General features: G+C 60.5%; 22 protein-coding genes. 17 read left to right on the top strand and 5 right to left on the bottom strand.

Going from position 1 to position 23,880, the window contains the following annotated elements:
- Nucleotides 1-10: 10 nt before the first annotated feature.
- The 11 genes from IGW03_RS19820 (at nucleotide 11) to IGW03_RS19770 (ending at nucleotide 14,425) form a co-directional block, all read left to right on the top strand.
- On the top strand, nucleotides 11-3,016 hold the full coding sequence (locus IGW03_RS19820; RefSeq protein WP_194724267.1) for a serine/threonine-protein kinase: 3,006 nt from the start codon (nucleotides 11-13) through the stop codon (nucleotides 3,014-3,016).
- A gap of 108 nt (nucleotides 3,017-3,124) precedes the next feature.
- Nucleotides 3,125-3,607, top strand: coding sequence for an Hcp family type VI secretion system effector (locus tag IGW03_RS19815; RefSeq protein WP_194724266.1), 483 nt, complete (start codon nucleotides 3,125-3,127; stop codon nucleotides 3,605-3,607).
- Nucleotides 3,577-4,038, top strand: coding sequence for a hypothetical protein (locus IGW03_RS19810; RefSeq protein WP_194724265.1), 462 nt, complete (start codon nucleotides 3,577-3,579; stop codon nucleotides 4,036-4,038). Before IGW03_RS19815 ends, IGW03_RS19810 begins: the two co-directional genes overlap by 31 nt.
- A 115-nt stretch (nucleotides 4,039-4,153) precedes the next feature.
- On the top strand, nucleotides 4,154-4,372 hold the full coding sequence (locus IGW03_RS19805; protein WP_194724264.1) for a YMGG-like glycine zipper-containing protein: 219 nt from the start codon (nucleotides 4,154-4,156) through the stop codon (nucleotides 4,370-4,372).
- A gap of 267 nt (nucleotides 4,373-4,639) precedes the next feature.
- Nucleotides 4,640-4,894, top strand: a complete 255-nt coding sequence (locus IGW03_RS19800) for a hypothetical protein (RefSeq protein WP_194724263.1) — start codon at nucleotides 4,640-4,642, stop codon at nucleotides 4,892-4,894.
- A 175-nt stretch (nucleotides 4,895-5,069) separates the two neighbouring features.
- Complete coding sequence (locus IGW03_RS19795) at nucleotides 5,070-5,762, top strand: hypothetical protein (RefSeq protein ID WP_194724262.1); 693 nt, start codon at nucleotides 5,070-5,072, stop codon at nucleotides 5,760-5,762.
- 236 nt (nucleotides 5,763-5,998) lie between these two features.
- Entirely contained in the window at nucleotides 5,999-7,414 is a 1,416-nt protein-coding gene (locus IGW03_RS19790; protein WP_194724261.1) for an acyltransferase family protein, read from the top strand.
- Nucleotides 7,415-7,536: 122 nt separating this feature from the next.
- Nucleotides 7,537-10,098, top strand: a complete 2,562-nt coding sequence (locus IGW03_RS19785; protein ID WP_194724260.1) for a PAS domain S-box protein — start codon at nucleotides 7,537-7,539, stop codon at nucleotides 10,096-10,098.
- 2 nt (nucleotides 10,099-10,100) lie between these two features.
- Nucleotides 10,101-10,583 carry a response regulator gene (locus tag IGW03_RS19780; protein WP_194724259.1) on the top strand — a complete coding sequence of 161 codons (483 nt, stop codon included), beginning with the start codon at nucleotides 10,101-10,103 and terminating at the stop codon, nucleotides 10,581-10,583.
- Nucleotides 10,584-10,593: 10 nt separating this feature from the next.
- Entirely contained in the window at nucleotides 10,594-12,081 is a 1,488-nt protein-coding gene (locus tag IGW03_RS19775; RefSeq protein WP_194724258.1) for a sensor histidine kinase, read from the top strand.
- Complete coding sequence (locus IGW03_RS19770) at nucleotides 12,074-14,425, top strand: response regulator (protein WP_194724257.1); 2,352 nt, start codon at nucleotides 12,074-12,076, stop codon at nucleotides 14,423-14,425. The genes IGW03_RS19775 and IGW03_RS19770 overlap by 8 nt, the downstream gene beginning before the upstream one ends.
- Nucleotides 14,426-14,591: 166 nt before the next feature.
- On the opposite strand, the gene IGW03_RS19765 is transcribed toward IGW03_RS19770, so the two are convergent.
- On the bottom strand, nucleotides 14,592-15,053 hold the full coding sequence (locus tag IGW03_RS19765) for a nuclear transport factor 2 family protein (protein WP_194724256.1): 462 nt from the start codon (nucleotides 15,051-15,053) through the stop codon (nucleotides 14,592-14,594).
- A gap of 256 nt (nucleotides 15,054-15,309) precedes the next feature.
- Entirely contained in the window at nucleotides 15,310-16,326 is a 1,017-nt protein-coding gene (locus IGW03_RS19760) for an ABC transporter substrate-binding protein (protein WP_194724255.1), read from the bottom strand.
- Nucleotides 16,327-16,804: 478 nt separating this feature from the next.
- Here IGW03_RS19760 and IGW03_RS19755 point away from each other — a divergent pair, with 478 nt between their 5' ends.
- Nucleotides 16,805-17,368, top strand: coding sequence for a nucleotidyltransferase family protein (locus IGW03_RS19755; protein WP_194724254.1), 564 nt, complete (start codon nucleotides 16,805-16,807; stop codon nucleotides 17,366-17,368).
- Nucleotides 17,369-17,525: 157 nt separating this feature from the next.
- Nucleotides 17,526-17,942 (top strand): GFA family protein, encoded by a 417-nt coding sequence (locus IGW03_RS19750; RefSeq protein ID WP_194724253.1) that lies wholly within the window; start codon nucleotides 17,526-17,528, stop codon nucleotides 17,940-17,942.
- A 26-nt stretch (nucleotides 17,943-17,968) separates the two neighbouring features.
- On the opposite strand, the gene IGW03_RS19745 is transcribed toward IGW03_RS19750, so the two are convergent.
- A complete protein-coding gene (locus tag IGW03_RS19745) occupies nucleotides 17,969-18,685 on the bottom strand; it encodes a branched-chain amino acid ABC transporter permease (protein ID WP_194724252.1) in 717 nt (238 codons plus the stop codon).
- Nucleotides 18,675-19,583: a LysR family transcriptional regulator gene (locus tag IGW03_RS19740; protein ID WP_194724251.1), complete on the bottom strand. Its 909-nt coding sequence runs from the start codon at nucleotides 19,581-19,583 to the stop codon at nucleotides 18,675-18,677. Before IGW03_RS19740 ends, IGW03_RS19745 begins: the two co-directional genes overlap by 11 nt.
- Before the next feature lie 103 nt (nucleotides 19,584-19,686).
- On the opposite strand from IGW03_RS19740, the gene IGW03_RS19735 reads away from it, so the two are divergent.
- The 3 genes from IGW03_RS19735 (at nucleotide 19,687) to IGW03_RS19725 (ending at nucleotide 21,554) form a co-directional block, all read left to right on the top strand.
- Nucleotides 19,687-20,013 carry a nuclear transport factor 2 family protein gene (locus IGW03_RS19735; protein WP_194724250.1) on the top strand — a complete coding sequence of 109 codons (327 nt, stop codon included), beginning with the start codon at nucleotides 19,687-19,689 and terminating at the stop codon, nucleotides 20,011-20,013.
- Nucleotides 20,010-20,789, top strand: coding sequence for an SDR family oxidoreductase (locus IGW03_RS19730; RefSeq protein ID WP_194724249.1), 780 nt, complete (start codon nucleotides 20,010-20,012; stop codon nucleotides 20,787-20,789). The genes IGW03_RS19735 and IGW03_RS19730 overlap by 4 nt, the downstream gene beginning before the upstream one ends.
- A gap of 273 nt (nucleotides 20,790-21,062) precedes the next feature.
- A complete protein-coding gene (locus IGW03_RS19725; protein WP_194724248.1) occupies nucleotides 21,063-21,554 on the top strand; it encodes a hypothetical protein in 492 nt (163 codons plus the stop codon).
- A 178-nt stretch (nucleotides 21,555-21,732) separates the two neighbouring features.
- On the opposite strand, the gene IGW03_RS19720 is transcribed toward IGW03_RS19725, so the two are convergent.
- A complete protein-coding gene (locus tag IGW03_RS19720; protein WP_194724247.1) occupies nucleotides 21,733-22,800 on the bottom strand; it encodes an AraC family transcriptional regulator in 1,068 nt (355 codons plus the stop codon).
- Between the two features lie 195 nt (nucleotides 22,801-22,995).
- Between IGW03_RS19720 and IGW03_RS19715 the strand changes: the two genes are divergently transcribed.
- Complete coding sequence (locus IGW03_RS19715; protein ID WP_194724246.1) at nucleotides 22,996-23,829, top strand: class I SAM-dependent methyltransferase; 834 nt, start codon at nucleotides 22,996-22,998, stop codon at nucleotides 23,827-23,829.
- The last annotated feature ends 51 nt before the right edge of the window (nucleotides 23,830-23,880 follow it).

Genomic DNA, 23,880 nt, shown 5'->3' with positions numbered 1-23,880 from the left:
ACTTTGCAACATGGACTTCGACAACGACAGAACCGTAGTACGCACGGGCCACCGGGCTTCACGCGCGCCGGATGACAACATGAGCGGCGCGATGAATACCCTGCCCATCGGCACCCGGCTGGGGGAATTCGAAATCATGGACCTGATCGGCGAGGGCGGCTTCGGCATCGTCTACCTTGCCTACGACCATTCCCTCGACCGCCATGTCGCGCTCAAGGAGTACATGCCCTCGGGCATGGCGGCGCGCACCCAGGTGCGGCAGGTCACCGTGCGCTCGCGACAGTATGAAGACACCTTCGTCACCGGCCTGCGCAGCTTCATCAATGAAGCCCGTTTGCTGGCGCGCTTCGATTCGCCGTCGCTGGTGAAGGTCTACCGCTTCTGGGAAGAAAACGGCACCGCCTACATGGCCATGCCATTCTATGACGGCGTCACCCTCAAGCAGGCCTTCAAGGAACAGCGCATCGCACCCGACGAGGAATGGATACGCGCGCTGCTGGCCAACATGTTCGACGCGCTGGAGACCATCCACCGAGAACAATGCTTCCACCGCGACGTGGCACCGGACAACATCCTGCTGCTCAAGGACGGACGGCCGCTGCTGCTCGACTTCGGTGCGGCGCGCAGGGTAATCGGCGACCTGACCCAGGGGCCGACCGTCATCCTCAAGCCCGGCTTTGCGCCGATCGAGCAGTATGCCGACATTCCCGGCCTGCGCCAGGGCGCCTGGACCGACATCTATGCATTAGGAGCAGTGGTCTATTACCTGATCACCGGCAAGGCGCCATCGCCGGCGGTGTCGCGCGTCGTGCACGACGACATGGTGCCGGCACGCGTGACGGGACGCGGCCGGTTCAGCGATGAGTTTCTCGCGGTGATCGACCGCGCGCTCGCCGTCAAGCCGGAGAACCGCATCCAGTCGGTGCCGGAAATGCGGCAGGCGCTCGACATGGAAGGGGTGGAAGCCCGCCCGCTGCCCGGCACGCCGGGCGCCGTGCGCACCGGGCCGCAGCGAGGAGGAGCCACGCCGAAGACCAGCCAGGGTGCGAGAACCGGCACGCCCGGCGCCACCGGTATGACGGGCATGACGGCGATGCCCGGCGCCGGCGCGGCCAGGCCGGACAGTCCTGCGCGCCAGACCACGCGCAGCATGCCGCCCCCACAGAGCGGCCAGAGCGGCCAGAGCGGACGGAGCGACCCGGGCGACCCAGACGATACCGACGCCACGGTGGACGACTGGAGAAAGTCCGCGCTCGGCGACCAGCGCTATTATCCGCAGGAGCGCAGCCGCAGGAAGGTAGGCATCATTGCAACGGCGCTGCTGCTGGCAGGAGGCGCCGGCACCGCGCTGCTGGGTTACCGCTGGATGAGCCAGGACGAACCGGTTCAGGTGAATACGGTGCCGTCCGAACCCTGGTATTCGCGCAACAACGATACAGTTCCGCCGCCGGTGGCCGGCGGAACGGGCAGTACAGGAAGTACGAGCAGTACCGGTACTGCCGGCAGTGCAGGCAGATCGAGCGGGAGCGGCGATGCCGGCAGCGCGGCCTCGGGCAGTTCCGCATTGGGACTTCCGCCAAGTGGCGCCAGGCAGAGCGCACCGCCGGCGCAGCCGGCGCCGCCTGCGCCGCCGGCGCCGCCTGCGCCGCCCACCGCAAGTGCGACGCGTTCGCGCGACGTCATTCCGCCCCCGCCGGAAACATCCGGCTCCGCGCCACCGCCTTCGGCCCAGGCGGACAGACCGCCCACAGGACTCGACAAGGGATCTGCGAGCACGCTCCCGCCGCAGGCCATGGTCACCACGCCGAATATTCCTCCGCCTGCGCCGCCCGTCGACACCGCCGAAGACAAGCTGTGGAACGGCGCAAAGAATACCGATACGGCCGAAGGGTACAAGGCTTATTTGAAACGTTATCCGAAAGGCAAATACGCAGCCGCGGCCCGCATACTGTCGGATGAAAAGCAGCGTGCGGATTTTGCGAAACTGGGCGAATCCCAGGAACCCGAGGCCAAGGCGAATTCCGGCAGCGAGCGCACGGCATCGGCAACTTCGGGTGCCTCGTCGGCATCGGGAGCATCGGGAACATCCGGGGCATCGGACTCGGCAAGCGGGCGCAGGGATGCGGCAGGCACATCGTCCACCGCATCTCCCTCCCGTCAGGCCGCATCACCTCAGCAAAAGCCGGACGCTCCGCAGAACGGGGCCGTATCCGCAGACCAGCAGGTCGCGAAAAACACGGCGCCGCAACGGGAGACGGTGCCCGGCATCATCGCCGAGCCGCCCCGCAAGGAAGCCCCCCGAGCACAGGAACCGAAAGAGGAAACCTCCGCCCCCGCGCCTGCGGGACCGCAGCGCACTTACACCTTCCCCGGCCAGACCATGGTGGGCAGCTTCAGCGCCGATCCGGTCAGCGGCCTGGTATCGGGCACCGGCCAGATCCGCTGGGACAACGGCGACCGCTTCGAAGGCCGGCTTGTGAAGGGCGTCAAGGAAGGCAAGGGCCGTTTCGTCTGGGCCAACGGCCAGGAATACAACGGCGACTGGTCCGCCGACAAGCCCAACGGCAAGGGCTCGCTCAAGTTTGCCAACGGCAACCGCTACGACGGCGACATACGCGACGGCCAGCCGCACGGCCAGGGCACGACGCGCTTCCAGAACGGCGACGTCTATACCGGCAACTGGGTGCGCGGCGTACTCAACGGGCGCGGCGTGCTGCAATTCGCCACCGGCGACCGCTACGAAGGCGAAATCCGCAACGGAGTACCGGACGGACAGGGCAAGACGCGCTTCCGCTCCGGCGACACCTACGTCGGCCAATGGTCGCACGGCAAGCACAATGGACAGGGCCGCTACACCTGGCAAAGCGGGAATTACTGGGAGGGTGAATTCCGCGACGGCAACCAGACCCAGAACGGACAGCTGGTACGCGCCGAAAGTAGCACCAATACCGTCCCCGCGACCGCCGGCGGCGACGGCACGCGCGAAGGCCAGGCGGCGGAAAGTTCGGGCCGGTGAATCTATACCTTCGTTGTATGGCGATGCGCATACTGCAGGTATATCGTCTTGTTCAATACCAGCACACCTGCATGAGTAGAGAACGCCATTCTTGACAAGGAGATTGCCATGGCCGTCGATATGTTTCTGAAGCTGGACGATGTCAAGGGAGAATCGCGCGACGCGAAGCACAAGGACGCGATCGAGGTCCTGGCATGGAGCTGGGGAATGACGCAGACCGGCACCATGCATATCGGCAGCGGCGGCGGCACCGGCAAGGTCGGCGTGCAGGATCTCTCGATCACCAAGTACATCGACAAGGCGACGCCGAGCCTGACCATGTACTGCTGCAACGGCAAGCACTTCAAGGAAGGCGTGCTCATCGTGCGCAAGGCCGGAGCCAAGCCGCTGGAATATCTGAAACTCACCATGAAGGAAATCATCGTGACGTCGGTTTCCACCGGCGGCAGCGGCGGCGAAGAAAGGCTGACCGAAAACATCTCGCTGAACTTCGCCGAATTCAAGTCGGAGTACGTGCCGCAGAAAGCCGACGGCTCGGCCGACTCGACGATCACCGCTGCATGGCATATCGCGGAGAACAAGCAGGGCTGAGACGAATCACAGGCAAGGCGTTTCCGCGCGCATTGCCCGTTCCGCCTGTCTTGCCGTCAAAATGCGTCTTCCGCTTTTCTCGATGTTGCGCCTGGCAGTTGCAATCAAAGTTTCACCCGCAAATCGCGCATGTCAGCAGCTGTGACCGCACCGTTTCTGCGGCAGGGCAGATCCAAAGTTTCCCCTTTCGTCAAGCAGCGCCCTTTCATGAGGCCGCCGGAATCATTTTTTGGAAACCCTTCCTTCCGATCTTCAGCCAGTCGGACATTGCACATCCCCATCAGCTTTTGATTCTGCAGATCATTTGCTCAATGCATCATGTTTATCGGCCGTATCAAGACGACATTATCGACAAGACCTCATCACCGGCTGCAGTCACGGCAGCCGCGCGATGCTGTTGTTTGAACGTGCATGAAAGCCGCCATTGGTAACAGTTGGCAACATGCACTGGGCGTGGCCGCATCCTCCCCTATGCTTTCCGGCGCTGGCGCCCCAGGCGCCTGAAGCTTGAAAGAAGCATGTCTTAATTTTTTATGGGTGGATGAAATGAAGAAAGCATCACTGATTACCGCGACGACGCTTGCCGCAGTGCTAACGCTGGCAGGATGCAGCGGCATGACGCAGCGCGACAAGAATACGGCGGTCGGCGCAGGCATCGGTGCGGTGGCCGGTTCGGTGCTCACCAACGGCAGCGGCATCGGCACCATCGGCGGTGCGGCGGTCGGCGGCGTGATCGGCAACCAGGTCGGCGGCAAACGGCGCTGATCGCAGTGCCTTAGGCAGGAAACATGGTTTCCTGCCGTTTGGAACTGATGAGGTAAATCAAGGAGTGGGGCATGTTCCCGGTTCTGCCTGCATGGCAGAGCGACAAGTGAATGCTAGTATGGATTCATGTCCCGCTCAGCGCGGCACAACCCGGTGCGGCGCAGCGCAACGCGCCGGGCAAATTATGGCCGGATCAAAGAAGGTGGCGCAATGGCAACGATATCGACGATCGGAACTGCAGGGCAATTAAGGGCGACAAGGGCCTTGATGAAATTCTGCCGCGACCACCGGCACGATCCCCTGTACGTGGAAAAACTCGGAGACTGCCTCAACGCGCTCGAGAAGAAGGACAAGGACCGCGTGATGAACATCATGGAATTGTTCAAGCATGGAGGCAGCGGTTCCTACCTGGACTGGCATCCCGAAGTCATGGCCGAGAACGAAGATCCGGAGTATGTCGAAACGGTATGGTGGGCCTTGAATGCCAACTGGCATCATGCGCTCAGCGTCATTAACAAATGAATGTTCAGCAATCATGTCTTGACCGACCGGCTTGTCGGACAGCCAGTCGATTAATGCAGTTAAAAAATTAAAGTGCTTTAAAGCGTTCAAGAGGAAGACATCTGAAAATTTGTTAAAGAAACACATATCCACCAGCCTGCACCAAGCCTCAATAACCAACAACAAGGAGACGACGATGGACTGCGGAATAGTGAAGACCGGCGCGCTTGCCGCCTGCGTGGTAATGCTGACCGCCTGCGCAGGAACACAATCCTCATCCCGGCAGGGTCCTGCCGACATGACTTTCTTCATCACCAGTACCGGTCCCGGCAAGGGAGCCGACCTGGGCGGACTCGACGGCGCCGACAAGCACTGCCAGTCGCTGGCAAGCACTGCCGGCGCCGGCCAGCGCACCTGGCGCGCCTACCTGAGCACCCAGGCTTCCGGACTGAGCGATCCGAACTTCGTCAATGCGCGCGACCGCATCGGCACCGGTCCCTGGCAAAACGCCAAGGGCGATGTCATTGCGAAGAATGTCGAGCAGCTGCACTCGCCGTCCAACAACCTGACGAAAGAGACCGCGCTCGATGAGAAAGGCCAGCCGGTCAACGGCCGCACGGACAAGCCCAACAAGCATGACATCCTGACCGGTTCCCGGCCCGACGGCACCGCGTTTCCCGGCGCGCCGTTCGGTGACATGACCTGCGGCAACTGGACCAAGAGCGGGACTGAAGGCTCGGCGATGACGGGTCATCACGACCGCATGGGGCCGATCAACGCGCCATGGGCCAGTTCATGGAATTCATCGCATCCGACGCGCGGATGCAATCCCGATGGCATCAAGAGTACGGGCGGGGACGGATTGCTGTATTGCTTTGCGGTGAAGTGACGGACGCTTGTCGCGCGGGTGGCATAAGGGCAGAGGTTTGCAGGGCTTATGCCAATCTTAAGTCATGACATGCCGAACGAGATTGATGGATTTTTACCATTGGCACGGCCGAGGTTGCAGATCAGGAGTCCATAACGAGGGTTATGGATAAATAGAGCGGTTTCGTGTTGACCTGCTTGTCGAACCCGGACCGATTGCCTCTGGTACTGCGTTGTGGCTCTTGCCATGGCACCGCCATGTCGCGTCGTCACGCCTTGTCCCGCAGCCAAATCACCCCGGCCTCGCCCAGTCCAGTCAAGCCTGAAGCGCTCCGGCGGAAAATCCGAGTTTCTTCTGATCACGCTCCCCTCCCGCAAGAAAGAGGGGTTGGGGCGAGAGGGCTTGCCAAGTCATCAGCCTTTGCAACTGCCCTTGCTCCTCCCCCCGCTTCGCGCACAGCGTGCGGCGATACAAAATGTCGTCACCTATCTCGTGATCAAGCCAAGGAACTTAGCCCCTGCATAGCGGCCCTGATGGTAATTCCGAACCACGAAGCTGCTCCTGCGAACTTGGCCGCCGTCAAGCTTTCCAGGACGACCCGACAACATATACCCCAATCGACAGCAGTCATGCCCATCGCCAGCAACAAGAACATTCTGCATCTCGACGGCTGGAGAGGAACCGCCATCCTTGGCGTCTTGCTCGCCCATTTCCTGAAACTGGAAGCACTGGGCGGATTCGGCGTGCAAATGTTCTTTGTTCTCTCCGGATTGCTGATGGGACAGCTTCTTTTCGTCAAGCAAGTCGGCCTGAAGAACTTTTTCTTCCGCAGGTTCAGCAGGGTGCTTCCGACGTTCTGGCTCTTCACGGCAGCGATGGTGGTCTACGCAGGGCATTTTCAGCGCGGCACCTACCAGGTGCCTTTCAGCGAACTCGCCAGCGTACTGGCCTTCCTTCGCACCTATTACCCGGCGGACCCGCATATCTGGTCGAACAACTGGCCCATCGAGCATTTCTGGTCACTCAATGTCGAGGAACACAGCTACGCCTATCTTGCTCTCGGCGCGGTGCTGCTGCGACTGTTCCGCCGCCGTCCCGTCCTGGATATCTTCCTCGCCGGTTCAACCGGTGTCGTTCTTCTTCTGACAGCGCATCAGTTCCATGTTCTCGGTGACAGCACCTACTGGGCGATACAAAGCCAATATGCCGCCCTCGGCCTGCTCGCCTCGGCGTCGTACGGCGTTCTGAAGCAGAAATACGCTTCCAGATTGCGGATCGCAGTTCCCGGCCTGCTGCCGATACTGGCTTTTCTGATCGCCCTGCTCTGCTATACAAGCTATCGCCAGCAGGGCCTGCACCTTACCGCCGCGCCGCTGTTGCTGGCATTTGCGGTCAACCATCTGAATGCGGTTCCCGTCATAGTCAGGAAGCTTCTTTCGGCAGCCTGGCTGAGATGGCTCGGCGTGTGTTCCTTCTCCCTCTACTTGTGGCAGCAGCCTTTCCATCATGCTGCAAAACATGATCCTGCCCATAGCATGCTTTATCTCATCGCAGCCATCGCTGCCGGGGCGCTCTCGTTCTACCTGTTCGAGAATCCGGTCCGATCGCGGCTGAATGCATGGTGGGAGCAGACGGCGGAGAGAGCGAAATTCCGGCGACCCAAAACAACATGATGCTGTCTGAAAAGCAGGCTGGCCAATCACAGTAAAATCTCATCACTTTGCTGCGCCTGGCCGCCGGACGCAGCGGTGTTGCACCCGGCGCACTGCAAGCGGTCCAACCAAACAAAAGGCACATGAGGACGCATTTTTTTCGATCCCCGGTCACCATTGCAACTATTGCAAGCATTCTGATCCTGAATCTTGCCTTGCTCGTGCTTGGCCGCAGCATCAAGCATCAGGAGGAAGCCTGGCAGTGGCTGGTGCATACCCGGGAAGTGCTGGAACATCTGCAGACGACCTTGACCTTGGCCAATGAAGCGGAAGGGGCGCAGCGCGGCTATCTCCTGACAGGAAAAGATGAATACCTGGCGGTCTACAACCAGGCCAGACAGAGCATTCCACCCACGATCGGCACGCTCCGCTCGCTGACTGCGGACAACCCGACACAGCAAAACTCATTGAAAACTCTCGAGACGCTGCTCACGGACCGAATCCTGCGCTTGCAGCAGGTCCTCGATCGCAGGACAAGAGGCGAGCCGCTGGATCTCGCGTCGGTGGAATCGGGGCGTCTGAGCAAACAGCAAACCCTGTTGCAAGCCAACAAGATACGGGATGAAGAACAAAGACTCTTGGCAGAGCGGCAGCAGGAAGTGGATGAAGCCCGCAAGGAACTCATTCTTGCAGTGACCATCGTTGCAACCGTGTCCATATTGCTGCTGGTGCTGCTCTGGATTATCTCCGAGCGGGATGCCGCGCGACTGCGGTCGGAACGGGCGCAGCTCGACGCCACCTTGCGCAGCATCGGCGAAGGCGTCCTCGCCACCGATGTGCAGGGCCGAATTCGCCTCATGAATGCAGCCGCGGAACGGCTTGCCGGCGTCAGCGAGGCCGACGCGGCCGGACGGAGTCTCGATCAGGCCATCAGGATCATTGACGGCACGACCCGGCAGCCTGTTGAGCTTCCGCTTGCGGAGGTGGTTCGGAGTGCGAGCACGGCAAGTCTTCAAGGCGATAACATGCTTCTCTCCACGACCGGGGCGGCACGCAATATTGAAGTCAGCCTGGCGCCAATCAAGCCCGGCACTTCGGACATGGAAGGCGTTGTGCTGGTGCTGAACGACGTTACGCAACGCCACCTGCGCGAGCAGGCACTGGCCGAATCGGAAGCCAATTATCGCTACACGATTGAACTGAATCCGCAGGTGCCATGGAAAGCCGCAGCCGACGGGATGATTACCGGATTCTCGCCGCGCTGGCTGCAGCTGACGGGACTGCGCGGCGAAGCGCCCATGGAAAGCGGCCTGGCACGCGTTATCAACCCCGCCGACTTCGAGCATGTAACACGCCAGTGGAGTCATTCGCTGGCCACCGGGGAGCCGTTCGACGTCGAGCACCGCGTCCGCAGCGCCGACGGCAGCGACAGCTGGATGCGCTCCCGCGCGAATGCGCGGCGCGATGAACAAGGCAGGGTGATTGCATGGTATGGCTTGACCGAAGATATCCATGCCCGCAAGGAATCCGAACTTGCGCTCATCCATCGCGAGGCCGAACTGCGGGCAAAGCTTGCCCAGCTCGAGACGATCTACAGCGCCGTGCCGGTCGGACTCGGCTACGTCGATGTCAAGATGCGGCTCGTCGAACTCAACGATGCGCTGGCCGAGATCAACGGCTTGCCGAAGGAGGTGCAGATCGGCCGCTGTCCGGGAGACATCCTTCCCCTGCCCCTTGGCCGCGACCTGACCGCCATCTATGCCGCGGTACTGCAGGAGAAAAAGCCGGTGACCGGCATCGAGTTTCAGGTGGGGGCAAAAGAGCACATTGACGGCAGGCGCGACTGGCTCGCCAGCTTTTACCCGGTCATCGAAGAAGGCGAGGTGCAGGGTATCGTCGCGGCCGTGCTCGAGGTCACGCAGATCAAGGATGCGCAGCGCAAGCTGCTGGAAGCCAATCAGCACCTGGAGCAGAGGATACTCGAGCGAACCGAGCAGATCGCCGAAGCCAATGCGGAACTGCGGGCCTTCGCGCATACGGTGGCGCATGACTTGCGCGCGCCGCTGCGCAATATCGAAGGATTCTCCGCTGCGCTCATCGAAGACGAAGCGGACCGGCTCTCGGAAGAAGGAAAGACCTACGCGAATCGCATCGGCGCGGCAGTCGTGCGCCTGGACCGGCTGATCACCGACCTGCTTGCCTACAGCCGGCTGTCACGGATAGAAATACGGCTTGAAACCGTGCACCTGCAGACAGTCCTGCAGATTGCACTGCGGGACCTGGAAACGCAAATCGGGGAAACCGGAGCCCGCATCGACATCGACGATGCGCTTCCGGATGTACTCGGAAATCGTGCCGTCCTCGCTCAAATCACCCAGAACCTGCTGTCGAACGCGATAAAATTCGTTGCGCCCGGTGTCGCCCCCTGGATCCGGGTAAGCGGCGCAACGGTCGGCAGCATGGCAAGGCTTCAATTCCAGGACAACGGCATCGGAATCGCGCCGGAGCATCAGGAACGCATTTTCGGTGTCTTTGAACGCCTGCACGGCCAGGAACAGTATCCGGGCACCGGAATCGGCCTGGCCATCGTCAGGAAAGGCATCGAAAGAATGGGCGGATCGATCGCAGTCTCGAGCCGGACGGATGCCCCGAACGCCGGAACCACCTTCGAGCTGACCTTGCCGGCAGCTCCCAATCTAGGATAAGCATGGACGCATCACTTCAACAGTCATTTCTACCGGGCCTGCCCTGCATCCTGCTGGTGGAAGACAATCCCGACGATGTACTGCTGACCCAGCGGGCCGTCCGCAAAGCCGGCCTGCAGGTATCGCTCTGCGTCGTGAACGACGGCGACGAGGCGGTGGCTTATCTTGAGGGAACGGGCCAATACCACGACCGGCGCACCTGGCCGCATCCTTCGGTCATACTGCTGGATCTGAAGCTGCCGAAGCGGTCCGGGCTGGAAGTACTGCGCTGGATCCGGCATCGGCCGGAACTGGCCGGCATCCCGGTGGTGGTGCTGACTTCCTCGACCGAAGACGAGGACATCAAGCAGGCATACGAAGCCGGCGCCAACTCCTACCTGCAGAAACCGGTGGTCTTCACCGGGCTGGTTCAGCTGCTTGGCATGCTGGACGTGTACTGGCTGCAGACCAACCTGAGCACAACGCGCACCGGCACCACGAATTGAAAACAGAACAATGACGCTCAACATTCTGCTGCTCGACGACAATCCCGACGACCGCGCACTGTCGCGGCGCGAGCTCGAAAAACACTTCCAGGACACGCAGATCCAGGAAGTCGGCGACCGCGCCGGGTTCGACCGCCAGGTGGAAGCCGGGCTGGATTTCGACATCATCATCACCGACTTCCAGATGCGCTGGACAACCGGGCTCGACGTGCTCAGGCAGGTCAAGACGCTCGAACCGCAGCTTCCGGTCATCATGTTCACCGCCACCGGCACCCAGGAAATCGCCGTGGAAGCGATGAAGCTGGGACTGGACGACTATGTCATCAAGAGCCCGCGGCATTATGCAAGACTGCCCGTCGCGGTGCGTACCTGCCTGGACCGTTCGGAGATCCGCGCCCGCGCCATCCGATCCGAAACCCGCCTGGCCTCCCTGCTGGAGAATATCCAGCTCGGCGTCTTCCGCATGTCGCTGGAAGGGCGGCTGGAAGAGTGCAACCGTGCGCTGCGAAACATGCTGGGCGGCGATCAGGGTGAACCATCCGCGATCCGTCATCCCCTGCTGGACCGGGTCGTCGAATCGCTGCCCGCGCTGAAGGTCCCTTTCGACACCACGGAACTCCAGGCCAAGATCGGTGAAGACGATGCCGGCGGCAAGTTCTACGTCGTCAAGCTGGTGCGCGTCAAGGTCAACGGTCATGATGCCATTGACGGCATCGTGGAAGACGCAACCTCCCTGCATCAGGCCGGTGCGGAAATCCACCGCTTGAATGCCGAGCTGGAACGCAGAATCGTCGAGCGCACGCGTCAGCTTCAGGAAGCGAACGAGGCGCTCGAGACCTTCGGCTTCTCGGTGTCGCACGACTTGCGCGAACCCCTGCGAACCATCCAGGGCTATGCAGACGCGCTGCGCCAGGACATCCAGTCCGGCAACGACAAGCAGATAGTCAGCTATGCCGAGCGCATCGATGCCATCACGAAGCGGGTGGACCTGATGGTGTCGGAGCTGTTCGAATTCGCCAGGTTGTCGCGTGCCGAACTGGCGGCCGAAGTCATTTCCCTGCGCGAGGCGGTCACGGATGCGCAGGCCGCGCTGCAGAGCGAACCGGGCTACCGGCAAGCCTCCATTCAGATGAACGTGCCGGACAGCCTGCTGGTGAAGGCGTATCGCCCGGTGCTGGTTCAGGCGCTGACCAACCTGCTCTCCAATGCCGTCAAGTTCGTCAGGCCCGAGACCCATGCCTCGATCAACGTCCTGGCGAAATCGGCAGGCTCGACCGTCAGGGTCGAAGTTCAGGACAACGGCATCGGCATGGACAAGGCGGCGCTCGAACGGATATTCAACGTGTTCGAGCGCCTGCACGGCGAAGAGGAATATCCCGGTACCGGCATAGGACTTGCGATCGTCAAGAAAGGCGTCGAGCGCATGAACGGAACGGTCGGCGTGCAGTCCGCGCCGGGTGTCGGATCAACTTTCTGGATCGAGCTGCCAAGTGCATAACGATGAATCGGCCGCTGCAGGTCTGCGTGTTCTTCTGATCGACGACAATCCGGACGACCGCGCCCTCGTTGAACGCGAACTGAGACTCCATATCGAGAACCTTCAGGTTCGCCATATCAGCGACGCCCGCAAGCTCGAGGATGCGCTGGCCGACGGAAGCTTCGACGTTGCCGTCACCGACTACCGGCTGCGCTGGACCACGGGTACCGACGTGCTGAAGGAAATCAAGCAGCGGCATCCGGGCAAGCCGGTCATCATGTTTACCGGCAGCGGCAACGAGGAAGTCGCGGTGGAAGCGATGAAAGAGGGGCTCGATGATTACATCACCAAGACAAGCAAGCATTACCCTCGCGTACCGTATGCGGTGCTTGGCTGCGTGGAGCGCGCCACCAACCGGGAACGGCTGCAGAAAGCCCTGGAACGCGAATCGCTGGCCAAGGCCAGGCTGGAAATCGCCTTGCAGTCCGCGGGGATGGGCACCTGGCAATACGACATGCATGGCAATGAGCTGAGCTATTCGGACGATATCGGCCCGATGTTCGGCCGTGCCAGAGGCTTTACGCATGCAAGTTTCGATGACTGGCTCAACGAAGTCCATCCGGAAGACAGGCCGCTGGTACTGGCGCAGTGGGAGGCTGCGGTCGCCGGGAAGAGCAACTATCACGCCGAGTTCAGGGCGCTCGGCGCGGACGGAGAGATACGCTGGATCGCATCCAGCGGCAAGGTGCTGCTCGACGGCGACAACCTGCCGAAGCTGGTGATCGGCACTGCACGCGACATCTCCGCCGAAGTCTCATTGAAGGAAGAGAAGCGAAAGCAGCAGGAAGAGCTGCAGGCGATCTTCGACTTGCTGCCCGTCGGCGTGGCGATCAGCCGCGACGCGCGCGCTGAACATATCATCATGACGCCCTATTTCTCCGGCTTGCTGGGCACGGAGCCAGGCACTAATGTTTCCGCCAGCGGCGAAATGGCGGATGCATTGCCTTTCCAGTGCTACCAGGGAGGCGTTCCTGCGAACCCCGATGACTTGCCGATGCAGCGGGCGGCGCGGACCGGCGAACCTGTTCGCGGTGAGGAACTGGAAATACGGCGCCGCGACGGCAGTTCGGTTCACGTACTGATCAATACGGCGCCGCTGCTCGACGAGCAGGGCCAGGTGCGAGGCGTGGTCGGTGCGTTGATGGATATCAGCGCGCTCAAGAAGACGCAGAGCGAACTGGAAGAGTCGAATCGGCAGAAGAACGATTTCCTGTCCGTGCTGGCGCATGAACTGCGCAATCCCATGGCAGCCATCGGCTACTCGGTGGAACTGCTGCGGCATGTAGCCACTCCCGAATCGATCAGCAAGGCCAGGGAAGTCATTGAACGGCAGACGGCACACATGGGCAAGCTGCTCGACGATCTGCTCGACCTTAGCCGAATCGCACGCAACAAGATAGCGCTCGACATGCAGCCGACCGACCTGCGCCATATCATCGAACTGGGCTATGAAAGCGCGCGACCGCTGATCGAGCCGATGGGCCATCAGGTGCAGTTGAGCCTGCCGGCGGAGCCCGTCACGGTCGTGGCGGACGAAGTGCGCCTCACCCAGGTCATGAGCAACCTGCTGAACAACGCGGGGAAGTTCACGCCGTCAGGAGGCCGAATCGAAGTCCGGCTGCGGCGTTCGGGTCGCATGGCACAGATCGAGGTGATCGATAACGGAATCGGCATTGAACCGGAGAAGCTCGACTACGTCTTCGAGATGTTCTCGCAGGCGCAATCGAAGGTGACCGGCGGCACATCAGGCTTGGGCATCGGACTGGCCATCGTGAAAAGACTGGTCGAGCTGCATGGCGGCTCGACCAAGGCATTCAGCGATGGGGCCGGCAAAGGCACGCGCGTGCAGTTCGAGCTGCCGCTGGCGGAAGCGCCGCACGCCGGCATGCCGCCTGCCGCAAGCAGCGACGTTCCCGATTTTCATCATGGCCGCGTCCTGGTTGCGGATGACAATGCCGATGCGGCGGATCTTCTCGCCGAAGTTCTGCGAACGGTCGGGTATTCGGTACATACCGCCTACGATGGAAAATCGGCGATCGAGATGGCTCAAGTTTGCCAGCCGGATGTCGCGATACTCGACATAGGCATGCCCCTGGCCTCGGGCCTTGATGTGGCCCGCTGGATACGCAAGCAAGGCTGGGCAAAAGACGTGATGCTCATTGCCGTCACCGGTTGGGGACAGTCGCAGGATCGCAAGGCGACCATGGATGCGGGATTCGACATGCATCTGGTCAAGCCCGTCAATGCGACGGAGATCATGCGCATCGTCGGAGAGCGGCAGTCAGTCAGGTCTGGCAACGACTAAAGGTTTTTGGAGGCGGCAATTTGAACATGCCGCCCTTGCCGACAATTTCCCGGACGACCAGTTAATCTGAATATTTCCATGCATAGTATCCGGGCGGCCCCGGCAGTCAATGATGAGTTGACCCGTAACGGGCGGCCTCGTCAAACGCGAGCATGCCGGCGAGAGATTACTTGTTCTCTACGCGCGTCACCTGCCATGCAACAATTCTCCAGCTTCCTTGCTGCGGAGCCCACACGACTGTGCGGCGCAGATCAATAGGGCCGAACGGTTTCCCCCCGAGCAAACCCTTGAACGACAGCAGAATGTGCACGACCGCTGTATCGCCGTACACATGTATGGTTTTCTCCCGCACGTCAATGGACTCATATTTCAAGGAGCCGGACTTGAGATCCGCCAGTTCCTGCGCTTTTGTAAACAGCTTGCCGTTGCCGTGGACGATGATGGCGTCTTCGGCGTAATACTTCTGGTAGAAGTCGGTGTCGCCTTTCAAGTTCGCTGCAATCATTGCGTCTGACAGCGCAGAGATTTGCTGCTCGACCTTGCCATTGGCGCCTTGGGCGGATGCGAGCGGTGCAACCAGCAACCATACGGAGAAGAATGCCGACACAACAGGATCTACTGTTTTCATGAGAGTGCTCCTTTGATTGGCTCGATATCGGATAGCAGCTTTCCGGCGTGGCAGGTATCCGGCGACGTTCGCCTGCAGAACGGAAGGCCGGACAGGGAGCCTGTAACGGCCGCCACATCAACCAGGCTATCCCCTGTGCTCGGCCAGGAGCAGTCAGATTTTCGGTGATCTTCGCATTCGACGGTTTGGAATATGCTACCGGCCTGATACAGCGCTTGTTCCGCCGAGAGAAACCTCGGCAAGTTCATTGCAGCGTTTATTCAAAAACGTGGTTGGCGGTTTTCAAAAGCTCCGAAGGAATCACAATCCCCAACTCCCGGGCAGTCCTTTGGTTAATGTCCAACTCGCGGCGAGATACCACTTCAAACGGTGTATCCGCCGGCTTTGCGCCTTTCAAAATCTTGTCGATGACAGGCGGCAGCCGGGGAAAGTCGGCGGTAAAGGGCGTGCCATAGCTGATCAGGCAACCGGAATCGGACGCGCCACCCCAAAACATCGTTGGCAGACGCTGTTTCGAGGCGAGTTCTGCAATGCGCTTGCGGGCCGCAATGGTGGCAGGAACTTCCAGCACGACCAGCGCCTGTGCGCCGTCGGTCGCCATGGCCTTGAATGCGGTGTCCAGATCAGGGTTCGGCCCCCTCACTTTCAGCACTTGTGGCGAAAGACCGGCCTCACGAGCGGCGGCCACGTTGGCGCGCTCTATCGGAGCCAGACCGCTGGCGTCGGCGCCGGGAATGTCGGAATCGCTCAAGACCGCAACACGCGTCAGTTTTGGCAAGAGCGTTTTCAGCATGTTCAGCTGACGACTGGCAAGCTCAGGATCATTGTTCGTCGCTCCGGTAATGTTCCCTCCAGGCCGCTCCAGCGTTTTCGCTACGCCTATCGCTACCGGATCGGCAACGAGAGCAGCGACGACCGGAACGGTCGTGGTTGCCTTTCGCGCAGCGTTCGTTGACGGGCCGCCGAAGGTGGCAATGACATCAACGCCCTTTGCTACCAGTTCGGAAGCAAAACCAGGCAGACGCTCAAGCTGGCCTTCGGGAAAGCGCGCTTCATAGATGATATTCGTTCCCTCAACATAGCCGAGTCGAGCCATGCCTTTGCGAAGCTCATCCAATGCCGGATTGGGTTTCCCATCCACGGTAGCGCCGCCATTCACAAGGACGCCAACTCGGTAGACCTTGTCAGGCTGCTGTGCATTTGGTGTTTCCGGGAACAGAACCGAACCTGAGATCAGGGCTGCCAAGCCCGCCAGAATAATACGCCGGTCCATGGTGTTTCCCTCCGAATAAAACGGCTGGAATGCCGAGGCGATAAAACCATCTTAGGTCGCCAGTGGCTTGCTGCCTTTATCCTCCGATGAGCATCCTTAATACATATCAAGCTGCGCACTTTTCTTTCGGACCTGTAAAAAAGGCCGAGACAAAAATCGTGACCTTCCGCAGGCCAATGATTTATTCGAAAGGATGAATTCATGAGAAAACGTTTCAACGAATCACCTTCCCCTTCTGAATATTTTTGATTCGCTTGAATCAGGAGGTAAACGGCAGCTTTTCAACTTACCGGCAAGCGCCGTGATGATGGAGGATGCGCCTGGCATGGCCATCGACGAAACCATCAGGAAGAAGAAAATATGTGTATATTCCGCCGCATACGAGGATATGAATTTTCACGACCTGCGGCAGACCTGACATGTTATTCGACTCTTTTACCTGTTGGCCCCGGTCAATCCGGATGGCAACCCTTACATCATGACGGACATCGCGAAGACCGAGGCTTTGATACGTGCTGACAAATGGCGCATGGATTGTCTTGCTGTAGTCAAGACGCTCAGTCTTCCAGACTGGCTTCTTGTCGCCGGCTTCGTCCGCAATCTGATATGGGATCACCTGCATGGCAAGACGAAAGCCACTCCGCTGAACGACGTGGACGTAGCCTTCTTCGATCCTTCCGATCTTGCTCCGGCAATGGAACAGGATATAGAGTCAATTCTGCGAAGCATGCGACCCGAGGTGTGCTGGCAAGTGCGCAACCAGGCGCGCATGCATCTACGCAATGGACATCCTCCGTACCGGAACACCACGGATGCAATCAGTTACTATCCGGAGCAAGCCACGTGTGTCGGCGTACGGCTAAGCGCACCGAACGAAGTGGAAGTAGTGGCTCCACTCGGACTGGAGCACAATTGGAAATTGTCGATTGCGCCGAACCCAAAGGCAAACTATGCGAATTCGGTCTTCATGGCGCGTATGAAGAGCAAGCGCTGGCTGGAAACATGGCCGGCATTGGAAGTGGCGGATCACTACGGGATCTAACGAGGTGCCCCGCCGTCCGACCATGCCACGATGCTTTCTGTAACCGGAACGGTCAACGCGGCTAAAATAATCGGGTCATCTTCATTCCAGTGCTTGATTCAAAATACAAATTTAAGATAGTTGCCGGATTTTTAGACCTTCATGGGGACAGGAAAACGTGACTCAATCTATCGGCGGCTGCAAGTGCGGTCAAGTTCAATACAAGATAGCCGGGCCGACACTGCAAGTCGTTGCTTGCCATTGCGGACTTTGCCGGAGCATGACCGGTGCGCCGTTCTCTTCCTATGTCGTCGTCAGGGAAGAGCATTTTTCTGTCGCCTCCGAGAACGAAACTCTTGCCGCTTATACGGTGACCGAGCGCACCAGGCGGCATTTCTGCGTTACCTGCGGCACTCCGATATTCAATTCAAATCCTCATACATATAGAGGACTCGCCATGGTGTATCTCGGGACCCTTGAAGGTCACGAAAACCTTGTCCCTGGAATCAGTATCTTCTGCGAGAGCAAACTTCCATGGGTGAGCATTGATGCGTCGGGTAAGAGCTTTCCAAGTGCTCCAACACGAGCCGCGTAATTCAGCCGATTGACAGGCGTGGCACCTCAATGAACAAGCAGCACCGCACTCTCAACACGACGACCGCGAACATCACGCTTCCTACGGAAAGCCCCATGGACGGCGACGTGCCGAGCGCCGTGCCGCCGATCACTCCGGCTAGAGCGGTTTCGTGTTGACCGGCTTAGTCGAGGCCGAGGCGGATTGTCTCCGGGACAAGACGTGGCGACGCGACATGGCGGTGCCATGGCAAGGAGCCGCAACGCAGTACCAGAGGCAATCGGTCCGGGATCGACAAGCAGGTCAACACGAAACCGCTCTAATGCCGCAAGCGCTGCACCGCCCCCGAACACGACAGTCCGGGTCAGGGGGACGTCATGGCCCAGCGCTTCGACCATATGAGGATGGGTAAGCGAAGCCTGGACTACCAGGCCGATGCGCGTGCGCGAGAGAAGCAGATGGATAAAGAACAGCATCAGAATTGCTGCAAGCATGATGAAGACGCGGTACTTCGGAAAGGCAGTGCCGTAAAGCGAGAACAGCGGACCGTCAAGCAGGCGCGGGAAAAAGTAGAACTTGGCTTTCAACCCCCAGATCAGGATCACGACCTGCACCAGAAGGTAGGAGACACCATAGGTGAGGAGCAGGGCCTGCTGGTCGTTGTCCTGCTTGAATCTGCGCAAGCCGTATTTCCCCACGACAGCGCCAACGAGTCCCACAATCGCCGGTGCGGCCAGGAGGGCGCTTTCGGCCTCATGGATCAAGCTGTCCCTGCGCCGCCAGCGCCTGAGCCTGTTCGATCAAGGCACGCATCTTCGGCTGCGCTTGCGTTCGAACCGGAAAATACAGATACAACCCGGTCGTTTTGGGCACGAAGGTGTCAAGCACCCGCACGAGATGGCCTTGCCGCAGATCGGCCTCGATTTCGATATCGGGAAGGTAGGCATAGCCGAGTCCCTGGCGGGCGAACTCTGCAATTGCTGCCGTATCGTTGGCGACCAGGGCAGTATCGGTTTCTAGTTCATAAGCGCCATCCGGGCCGGTGAAGCGCCACGCGTGCAGAAGGCCGGAGCTGTTGAATCGGTAACGGATCGTTTTATGGTTCAACAAGTCCTGCGGCACGCCGGGCGCGCCATGCCTCCCGAGATACTGCGGCGCGGCAACGACTGACCATGACAACTCCCGGCTCAGGCGGACCGTGACCATGTCCTGCTCGATGGATTGCCCCAGCCGGATGCCGGCATCGTATCCCTGTGCCACCAGATCAATGACGCCGTCGTCCAGCGACAGGTCGAGCGACACGTCCGGATAGTTCGCGCGCATGCCCGGCACCAGCAGCCGTGCAACCCGCAAGCCAAGCGCCCGCGGGGCGGTGATGCGCAGCCGGCCTGCCGGGCGCTCGCGGAACGGCTCGAGCGCAGTGAATGCCTCCTCGATCTGGTCGATTGCCGGCTTGAGCATGGCAAGCAGGCTCACACCGGGTTCGGTCAGCGACACGCTGCGCGTGGTGCGCCTGAACAGCACGACGCCATGACGGCGTTCGAGCGCCCGTACGCCCTTGCTGCACGCGGTCGGGCTGATCGCCAGTTCCTGGGCGGCAAGTGAAAAGCTGCGGTGCTTGGCGACGGCGAGGAAAATGCGGATCAAATCGAGTGAAGTCATGACACCAGATTATGAACCAGAAGTTCATAAGCCATGTAGGCGAGGCCTGTTTTTCCCAAGAGTTTAAAAATCTAGACTGCCCATTCAACTTCTGGAGACCAACATGATTCATTTTCCTGCACCCATCGCCGCCTACCTCGAGGCGGCGAACGCCAACGATACGCGCGCCCTTGCCGCCTGCTTCACTGCGGATGCCCTTGTTCATGATGAAGCAAGGGAATATCGCGGCATTGAAGCGATCCTGGCGTGGAAGGCCGAAACCAGCACTCGTTACCGCCCGATCGTGGAAGCCCTGCATATCGAAGGCGCGGACCGGGACTATCGCCTGCAAGCGCGCGTGACCGGCGATTTCCCGGGCAGCCCTGCGATGCTCGCCTATCGTTTCGTACTCAGCGGCGACTGTATTGCATCCCTGGAGGTCGGCGTATGAGCACGCTGGAATTCCATGGCAAGCGGGCCCTCGTGACGGGCGGAACCAAGGGCATGGGCGAAGCCATCGTCCGCCTGCTGGCGCAGCGCGGCGCCGCAGTCGTGACGACCGCCCGCCAATTGCCGGCAGAGCCGCTGCCCGGCGTACGCTACCTCAAGGCTGACCTTGCGACTCCTGCAGGAGCAGACACGGTCGTGGAAGCCATCGAGCGCGAACTTGGCGGCATTGACCTGCTGGTCAACAACGTAGGCGGTTCTTCTGCGCCAGGCGGAGGCGCGCTCGCGCTGACCGATGCCATCTGGGAAGCCGCCATCCAGACCAACCTGATGGGCGCGGTAAGACTCGACCGCGCATTCCTGCCCGGCATGCTTGCGCGGGGACATGGCGCCATCGTGCACATCACGTCGATTCAGCGCCGCCTGCCGCTCTATGAGTCGACTGTTGCGTATGCCGCCGCAAAAGCCGCGCTCGCAAGCTACAGCAAGTCTCTGGCCAATGAATTCGGGCCACGCGGCATTCGAGTCAATGCGGTGGCGCCGGGCTTCATCGAAACCACCGCCGCGACCGCCCTCATCGACCGCATGGCGGCGCACCGCGACATCAGCGCCGGGGAAGCACGCGGCGCGCTGATGAAGTCACTCGGCGGCATCCCGCTCGGCCAACCCGGCAGGCCGGAAGATGTCGCGGAGGTGGTGGCATTCCTGCTGTCTGCGCGCGCGGCATTCGTTCACGGTGCGGAATATGTCGTCGACGGCGGCACGCTTCCGACTATCTGATTCGGCTGCGGATTCTGGTCACGGCATTCTGCCTTGCTTATGCATGAGAACCGTCATGCTGGCCGGGCGGTCGAAGAGATCGACGAACGTGCTGAAGAAAACGCATCTCTTGTGCTCGAAGGCCCTCGGCTTTGCGATCCCGAGTGTTGCTTCCATTGGCGTTAAAAGCGGGGTGACCATGAAAAGACGCAGTGCAACAGCGCAGCAGCGAAGGGCATGCCTGATGCGACGCTTGACACTTGCCTCCGGCCCAGGTTGGGAGCAACGGTCACCATGAGGTTTGCAAGCTTGTTCGTCATCGGCATGTTTGCGGTTCTGCCGGCTTTGGCGAAGACCGAAGCACCGGTGCTTTCGCCATCAGGCTATGGCCTGGTGCAGTTCGGACAGCCTCTCGAGAGCGTGGAAAAGAACTTGGGTGAAGCCGCATCGCCGAAGGAACGCGAATCGGCATGCGATTTCGTGACGTTCAGAAAATACCCCCGGATTCGCTTCATGGTGGAGGAAGGCATCGTGACGAGAGCCGATGCGAAGGCAGGGGTCAGAAACAGTGCAAAGATCGGTGTCGGATCGTCACTCGCAAGAGTGCAAGCAATGCACCCGGGAATAAAAATCATGCCTCACAAATACGACGATAAAGGCCACTATCTGATTCTCGATTCAACTGACGGCAGCGCAGCGGTCTTGTTTGAAGAAAGCAGAGGCAAAGTGACCCATGTCCGTGCCGGGAAAAAGCCTTCGGTCGAATATGTCGAGGGATGCCTTTGACCGCAGCCTGCCTCACAACATTGCTCACGATGGATGCGCGGCGTCGAGAGAGCTGGGCTTTGCTTTGAACCGCGGACGGGGTTCGAGATCGCCGCACGATAAACGGCGGATGCACAAGGCAGGTCAATGCCGTCGCTTCACATGCGGGTGTCGAACACGCATGAACTTGCCTGAACATTCAGGACTGACGCCGTGCAAACGCCTGCACATCGCCCGTATCCCGTTTGATGGGCGGAGCAAGCGTTGCCTGTGCACTGCTTGCCTGCTGTGCCTGGCGCGTGCGCCAGCTTGCCGGGGGAAGGCCGAATTCACGCTTGAAGGCACGGCTGAAGGCCGCTTCGGAATCGTAGCCGACCCGGCTGGCCAGTTCGACCAGCGGCTTGCTGTCGCCGCGCATCAGGCGGGCGGCCAGGTGCAGCCTCAGGCGTGCGAGATACTGCATGGGCGGCAGGCCCAGCAGATTGGTGAATCGCTGCGCAAGCGACGATCGCGACAGGCCTGCATGGCTGGCCAGTTCCTCCACGGTCCAGGGATGAGCGGGCTGTGCGTGCAGTCTCGACAGCGCACGGCCCACATAGCGGTCACGTACTGCGGCAAGCCAGCCTTTTTCATTGTCGGGCAGGGTATCGATATAGCGCCTCACCGCTTCGACGAACAGCAGCTCCGAGAGCTTGGCGAGCACCGTGGCGCTGCCGGCCTTCGGTTCGGCGGCTTCGGCTGCCGCGAAGCCGAGCGCGGTGGCCAGCCAGACCTGTTCCCTGCCTTCTCCAAGATTGACCTTGAAGATTCGCGGGAGCGAAGCCAGCAGGGAATTGCTCTGGCCCTCGTCGCATACGAGAAAGCCGCATACCATGCCCGTGGAAGCGCCGCCGCCTCCATAGCGAAGATGCATGACCTCGCCCGGCTGCATGGCGACATGCTCGGAAAGCACCTGGGCGGAGGGCGTCGGTTTCAGCGCAAGGTTACTGCCCATCAAGTGGCGTTCGCCTTGCGGAACGACTAGCAGATCGCCGGCGCTGACCTGTATCGGCGCTTGCTCATCGTCATCATCCTCTTCCAGCCTTGCCCAGCAAGAACCCCTGGTAATGAGGTGATAGGAAATCACGCGGTTTGCCCGCGGAAGATACGCGGCGCACAGATCGCTTTCCGCCTTGCCTACCAGGCACCAGGGGGCCGTGAACTCGGCGTTGAGGTAGACCGCTCCGCTGAGCTGCACGACGCGCAAGACATCAGACAGCGCGTCCATCTCGGTTTCTCTTCAAATCCGGCGTCCCGGGCAAGAAAGCCGGACGCTCGGTCATTCATTAAGGCGGTGGGACGATCAATACTAGACCCGTCCTCGATGCCCGCACTTTGCGGCAGCACAACCCGGCGAGGATGAAAACCGGAAGCCGATGTTCCCACACCAGAAACCATTACATTGATGTTGAAGGAGTACTTGATGTCCACTGTTATGTCCCCTCCCTCTACCGCAGTCGATCTTGCCGCAGTGAAGTCGCGCCAGCAGGCCGCCTGGTCCACCGGCAACTATGCCGTGGTCGGCACCACGCTGCAGATTGTCGGCGAGAACCTGTGCGAGGCGCTCGACCTGCGCGCAGGCAGCCGCGTGCTCGATGTCGCCGCCGGCAACGGCAATGCGACGCTGGCGGCCGCCCGCCGCTGGTGCAAGGTCACCTCTACCGATTACGTTCCTTCCCTTCTGGAGGCCGGACGCATCCGGGCACAAGCCGAGGGCCTGGCGATAGAGTTTCAGGAAGCCGATGCCGAGAACCTGCCGTTTCCCGCTGCATCGTTCGACGTGGTCATGTCCACCTTCGGCGTCATGTTTACTCCCGACCAGGAAAAGGCAGCCGCTGAAATGGCGCGCGTCTGCAAACCGGGCGGCAAGATCGGCCTGGCAAGCTGGACCCCGGAAAGCTTCATCGGGCAGGTATTCAAGACGATAGGCAAATACATTCCTCCGGCACCGGGCGTGAAGTCGCCGGCGCTGTGGGGCACGAAGGCCAGGCTGCAGGAACTGTTCGGCACTGCGGCCGGAGAGATCCGCGCCACCAGCCGTGAGTTCGTCATGCGCTACCGCTCGCAGGAACACTGGATCGAAGTCTTCCGCACCTACTACGGCCCGCTCAACAAGACCTTCGGCGCGCTGGATGCCGAGAAGCAGGCTGCCTTCAAGGCCGACTTGCTGGCGCTCATGGCGAGCGGCAACCGGTCGGGCGACGAAACCCTGGTGCTGCCTAGCGAGTATCTTGAAGTCGTGATCGAGCGGAAGTAAGTTGCAAAAACCTTGTGCCGGAAAACTTGTCCGGCGCACCACTTCCGGCCG

The sequence above is a fragment of the Noviherbaspirillum malthae genome (assembly GCF_015352985.1).
GTDB lineage: Bacteria > Pseudomonadota > Gammaproteobacteria > Burkholderiales > Burkholderiaceae_D > Noviherbaspirillum > Noviherbaspirillum malthae.
Note: the sequence above shows the minus strand (reverse complement) of the source record. Positions and strands in the feature narration are given on the sequence as shown.

Bases quoted from the DNA above. Each gene is read 5' to 3' on its own strand.
- IGW03_RS19740 (WP_194724251.1), bottom strand. From the start codon at position 19,583: ATGACTTCACTCGATTTGATCCGCATTTTCCTCGCCGTCGCCAAGCAC.
- IGW03_RS19760 (WP_194724255.1), bottom strand. From the start codon at position 16,326: ATGGACCGGCGTATTATTCTGGCGGGCTTGGCAGCCCTGATCTCAGGT.
- IGW03_RS19795 (WP_194724262.1), top strand. From the start codon at position 5,070: ATGGACTGCGGAATAGTGAAGACCGGCGCGCTTGCCGCCTGCGTGGTA.
- IGW03_RS19790 (WP_194724261.1), top strand. From the start codon at position 5,999: ATGTCGCGTCGTCACGCCTTGTCCCGCAGCCAAATCACCCCGGCCTCG.
- IGW03_RS19805 (WP_194724264.1), top strand. From the start codon at position 4,154: ATGAAGAAAGCATCACTGATTACCGCGACGACGCTTGCCGCAGTGCTA.
- IGW03_RS19780 (WP_194724259.1), top strand. From the start codon at position 10,101: ATGGACGCATCACTTCAACAGTCATTTCTACCGGGCCTGCCCTGCATC.
- IGW03_RS19720 (WP_194724247.1), bottom strand. From the start codon at position 22,800: ATGGACGCGCTGTCTGATGTCTTGCGCGTCGTGCAGCTCAGCGGAGCG.
- IGW03_RS19810 (WP_194724265.1), top strand. From the start codon at position 3,577: ATGGCATATCGCGGAGAACAAGCAGGGCTGAGACGAATCACAGGCAAG.
- IGW03_RS19765 (WP_194724256.1), bottom strand. From the start codon at position 15,053: ATGAAAACAGTAGATCCTGTTGTGTCGGCATTCTTCTCCGTATGGTTG.
- IGW03_RS19775 (WP_194724258.1), top strand. From the start codon at position 10,594: ATGACGCTCAACATTCTGCTGCTCGACGACAATCCCGACGACCGCGCA.
- IGW03_RS19785 (WP_194724260.1), top strand. From the start codon at position 7,537: ATGAGGACGCATTTTTTTCGATCCCCGGTCACCATTGCAACTATTGCA.
- IGW03_RS19725 (WP_194724248.1), top strand. From the start codon at position 21,063: ATGAGGTTTGCAAGCTTGTTCGTCATCGGCATGTTTGCGGTTCTGCCG.
- IGW03_RS19815 (WP_194724266.1), top strand. From the start codon at position 3,125: ATGGCCGTCGATATGTTTCTGAAGCTGGACGATGTCAAGGGAGAATCG.
- IGW03_RS19820 (WP_194724267.1), top strand. From the start codon at position 11: ATGGACTTCGACAACGACAGAACCGTAGTACGCACGGGCCACCGGGCT.
- IGW03_RS19755 (WP_194724254.1), top strand. From the start codon at position 16,805: ATGACGGACATCGCGAAGACCGAGGCTTTGATACGTGCTGACAAATGG.
- IGW03_RS19730 (WP_194724249.1), top strand. From the start codon at position 20,010: ATGAGCACGCTGGAATTCCATGGCAAGCGGGCCCTCGTGACGGGCGGA.
- IGW03_RS19715 (WP_194724246.1), top strand. From the start codon at position 22,996: ATGTCCACTGTTATGTCCCCTCCCTCTACCGCAGTCGATCTTGCCGCA.
- IGW03_RS19735 (WP_194724250.1), top strand. From the start codon at position 19,687: ATGATTCATTTTCCTGCACCCATCGCCGCCTACCTCGAGGCGGCGAAC.
- IGW03_RS19800 (WP_194724263.1), top strand. From the start codon at position 4,640: ATGAAATTCTGCCGCGACCACCGGCACGATCCCCTGTACGTGGAAAAA.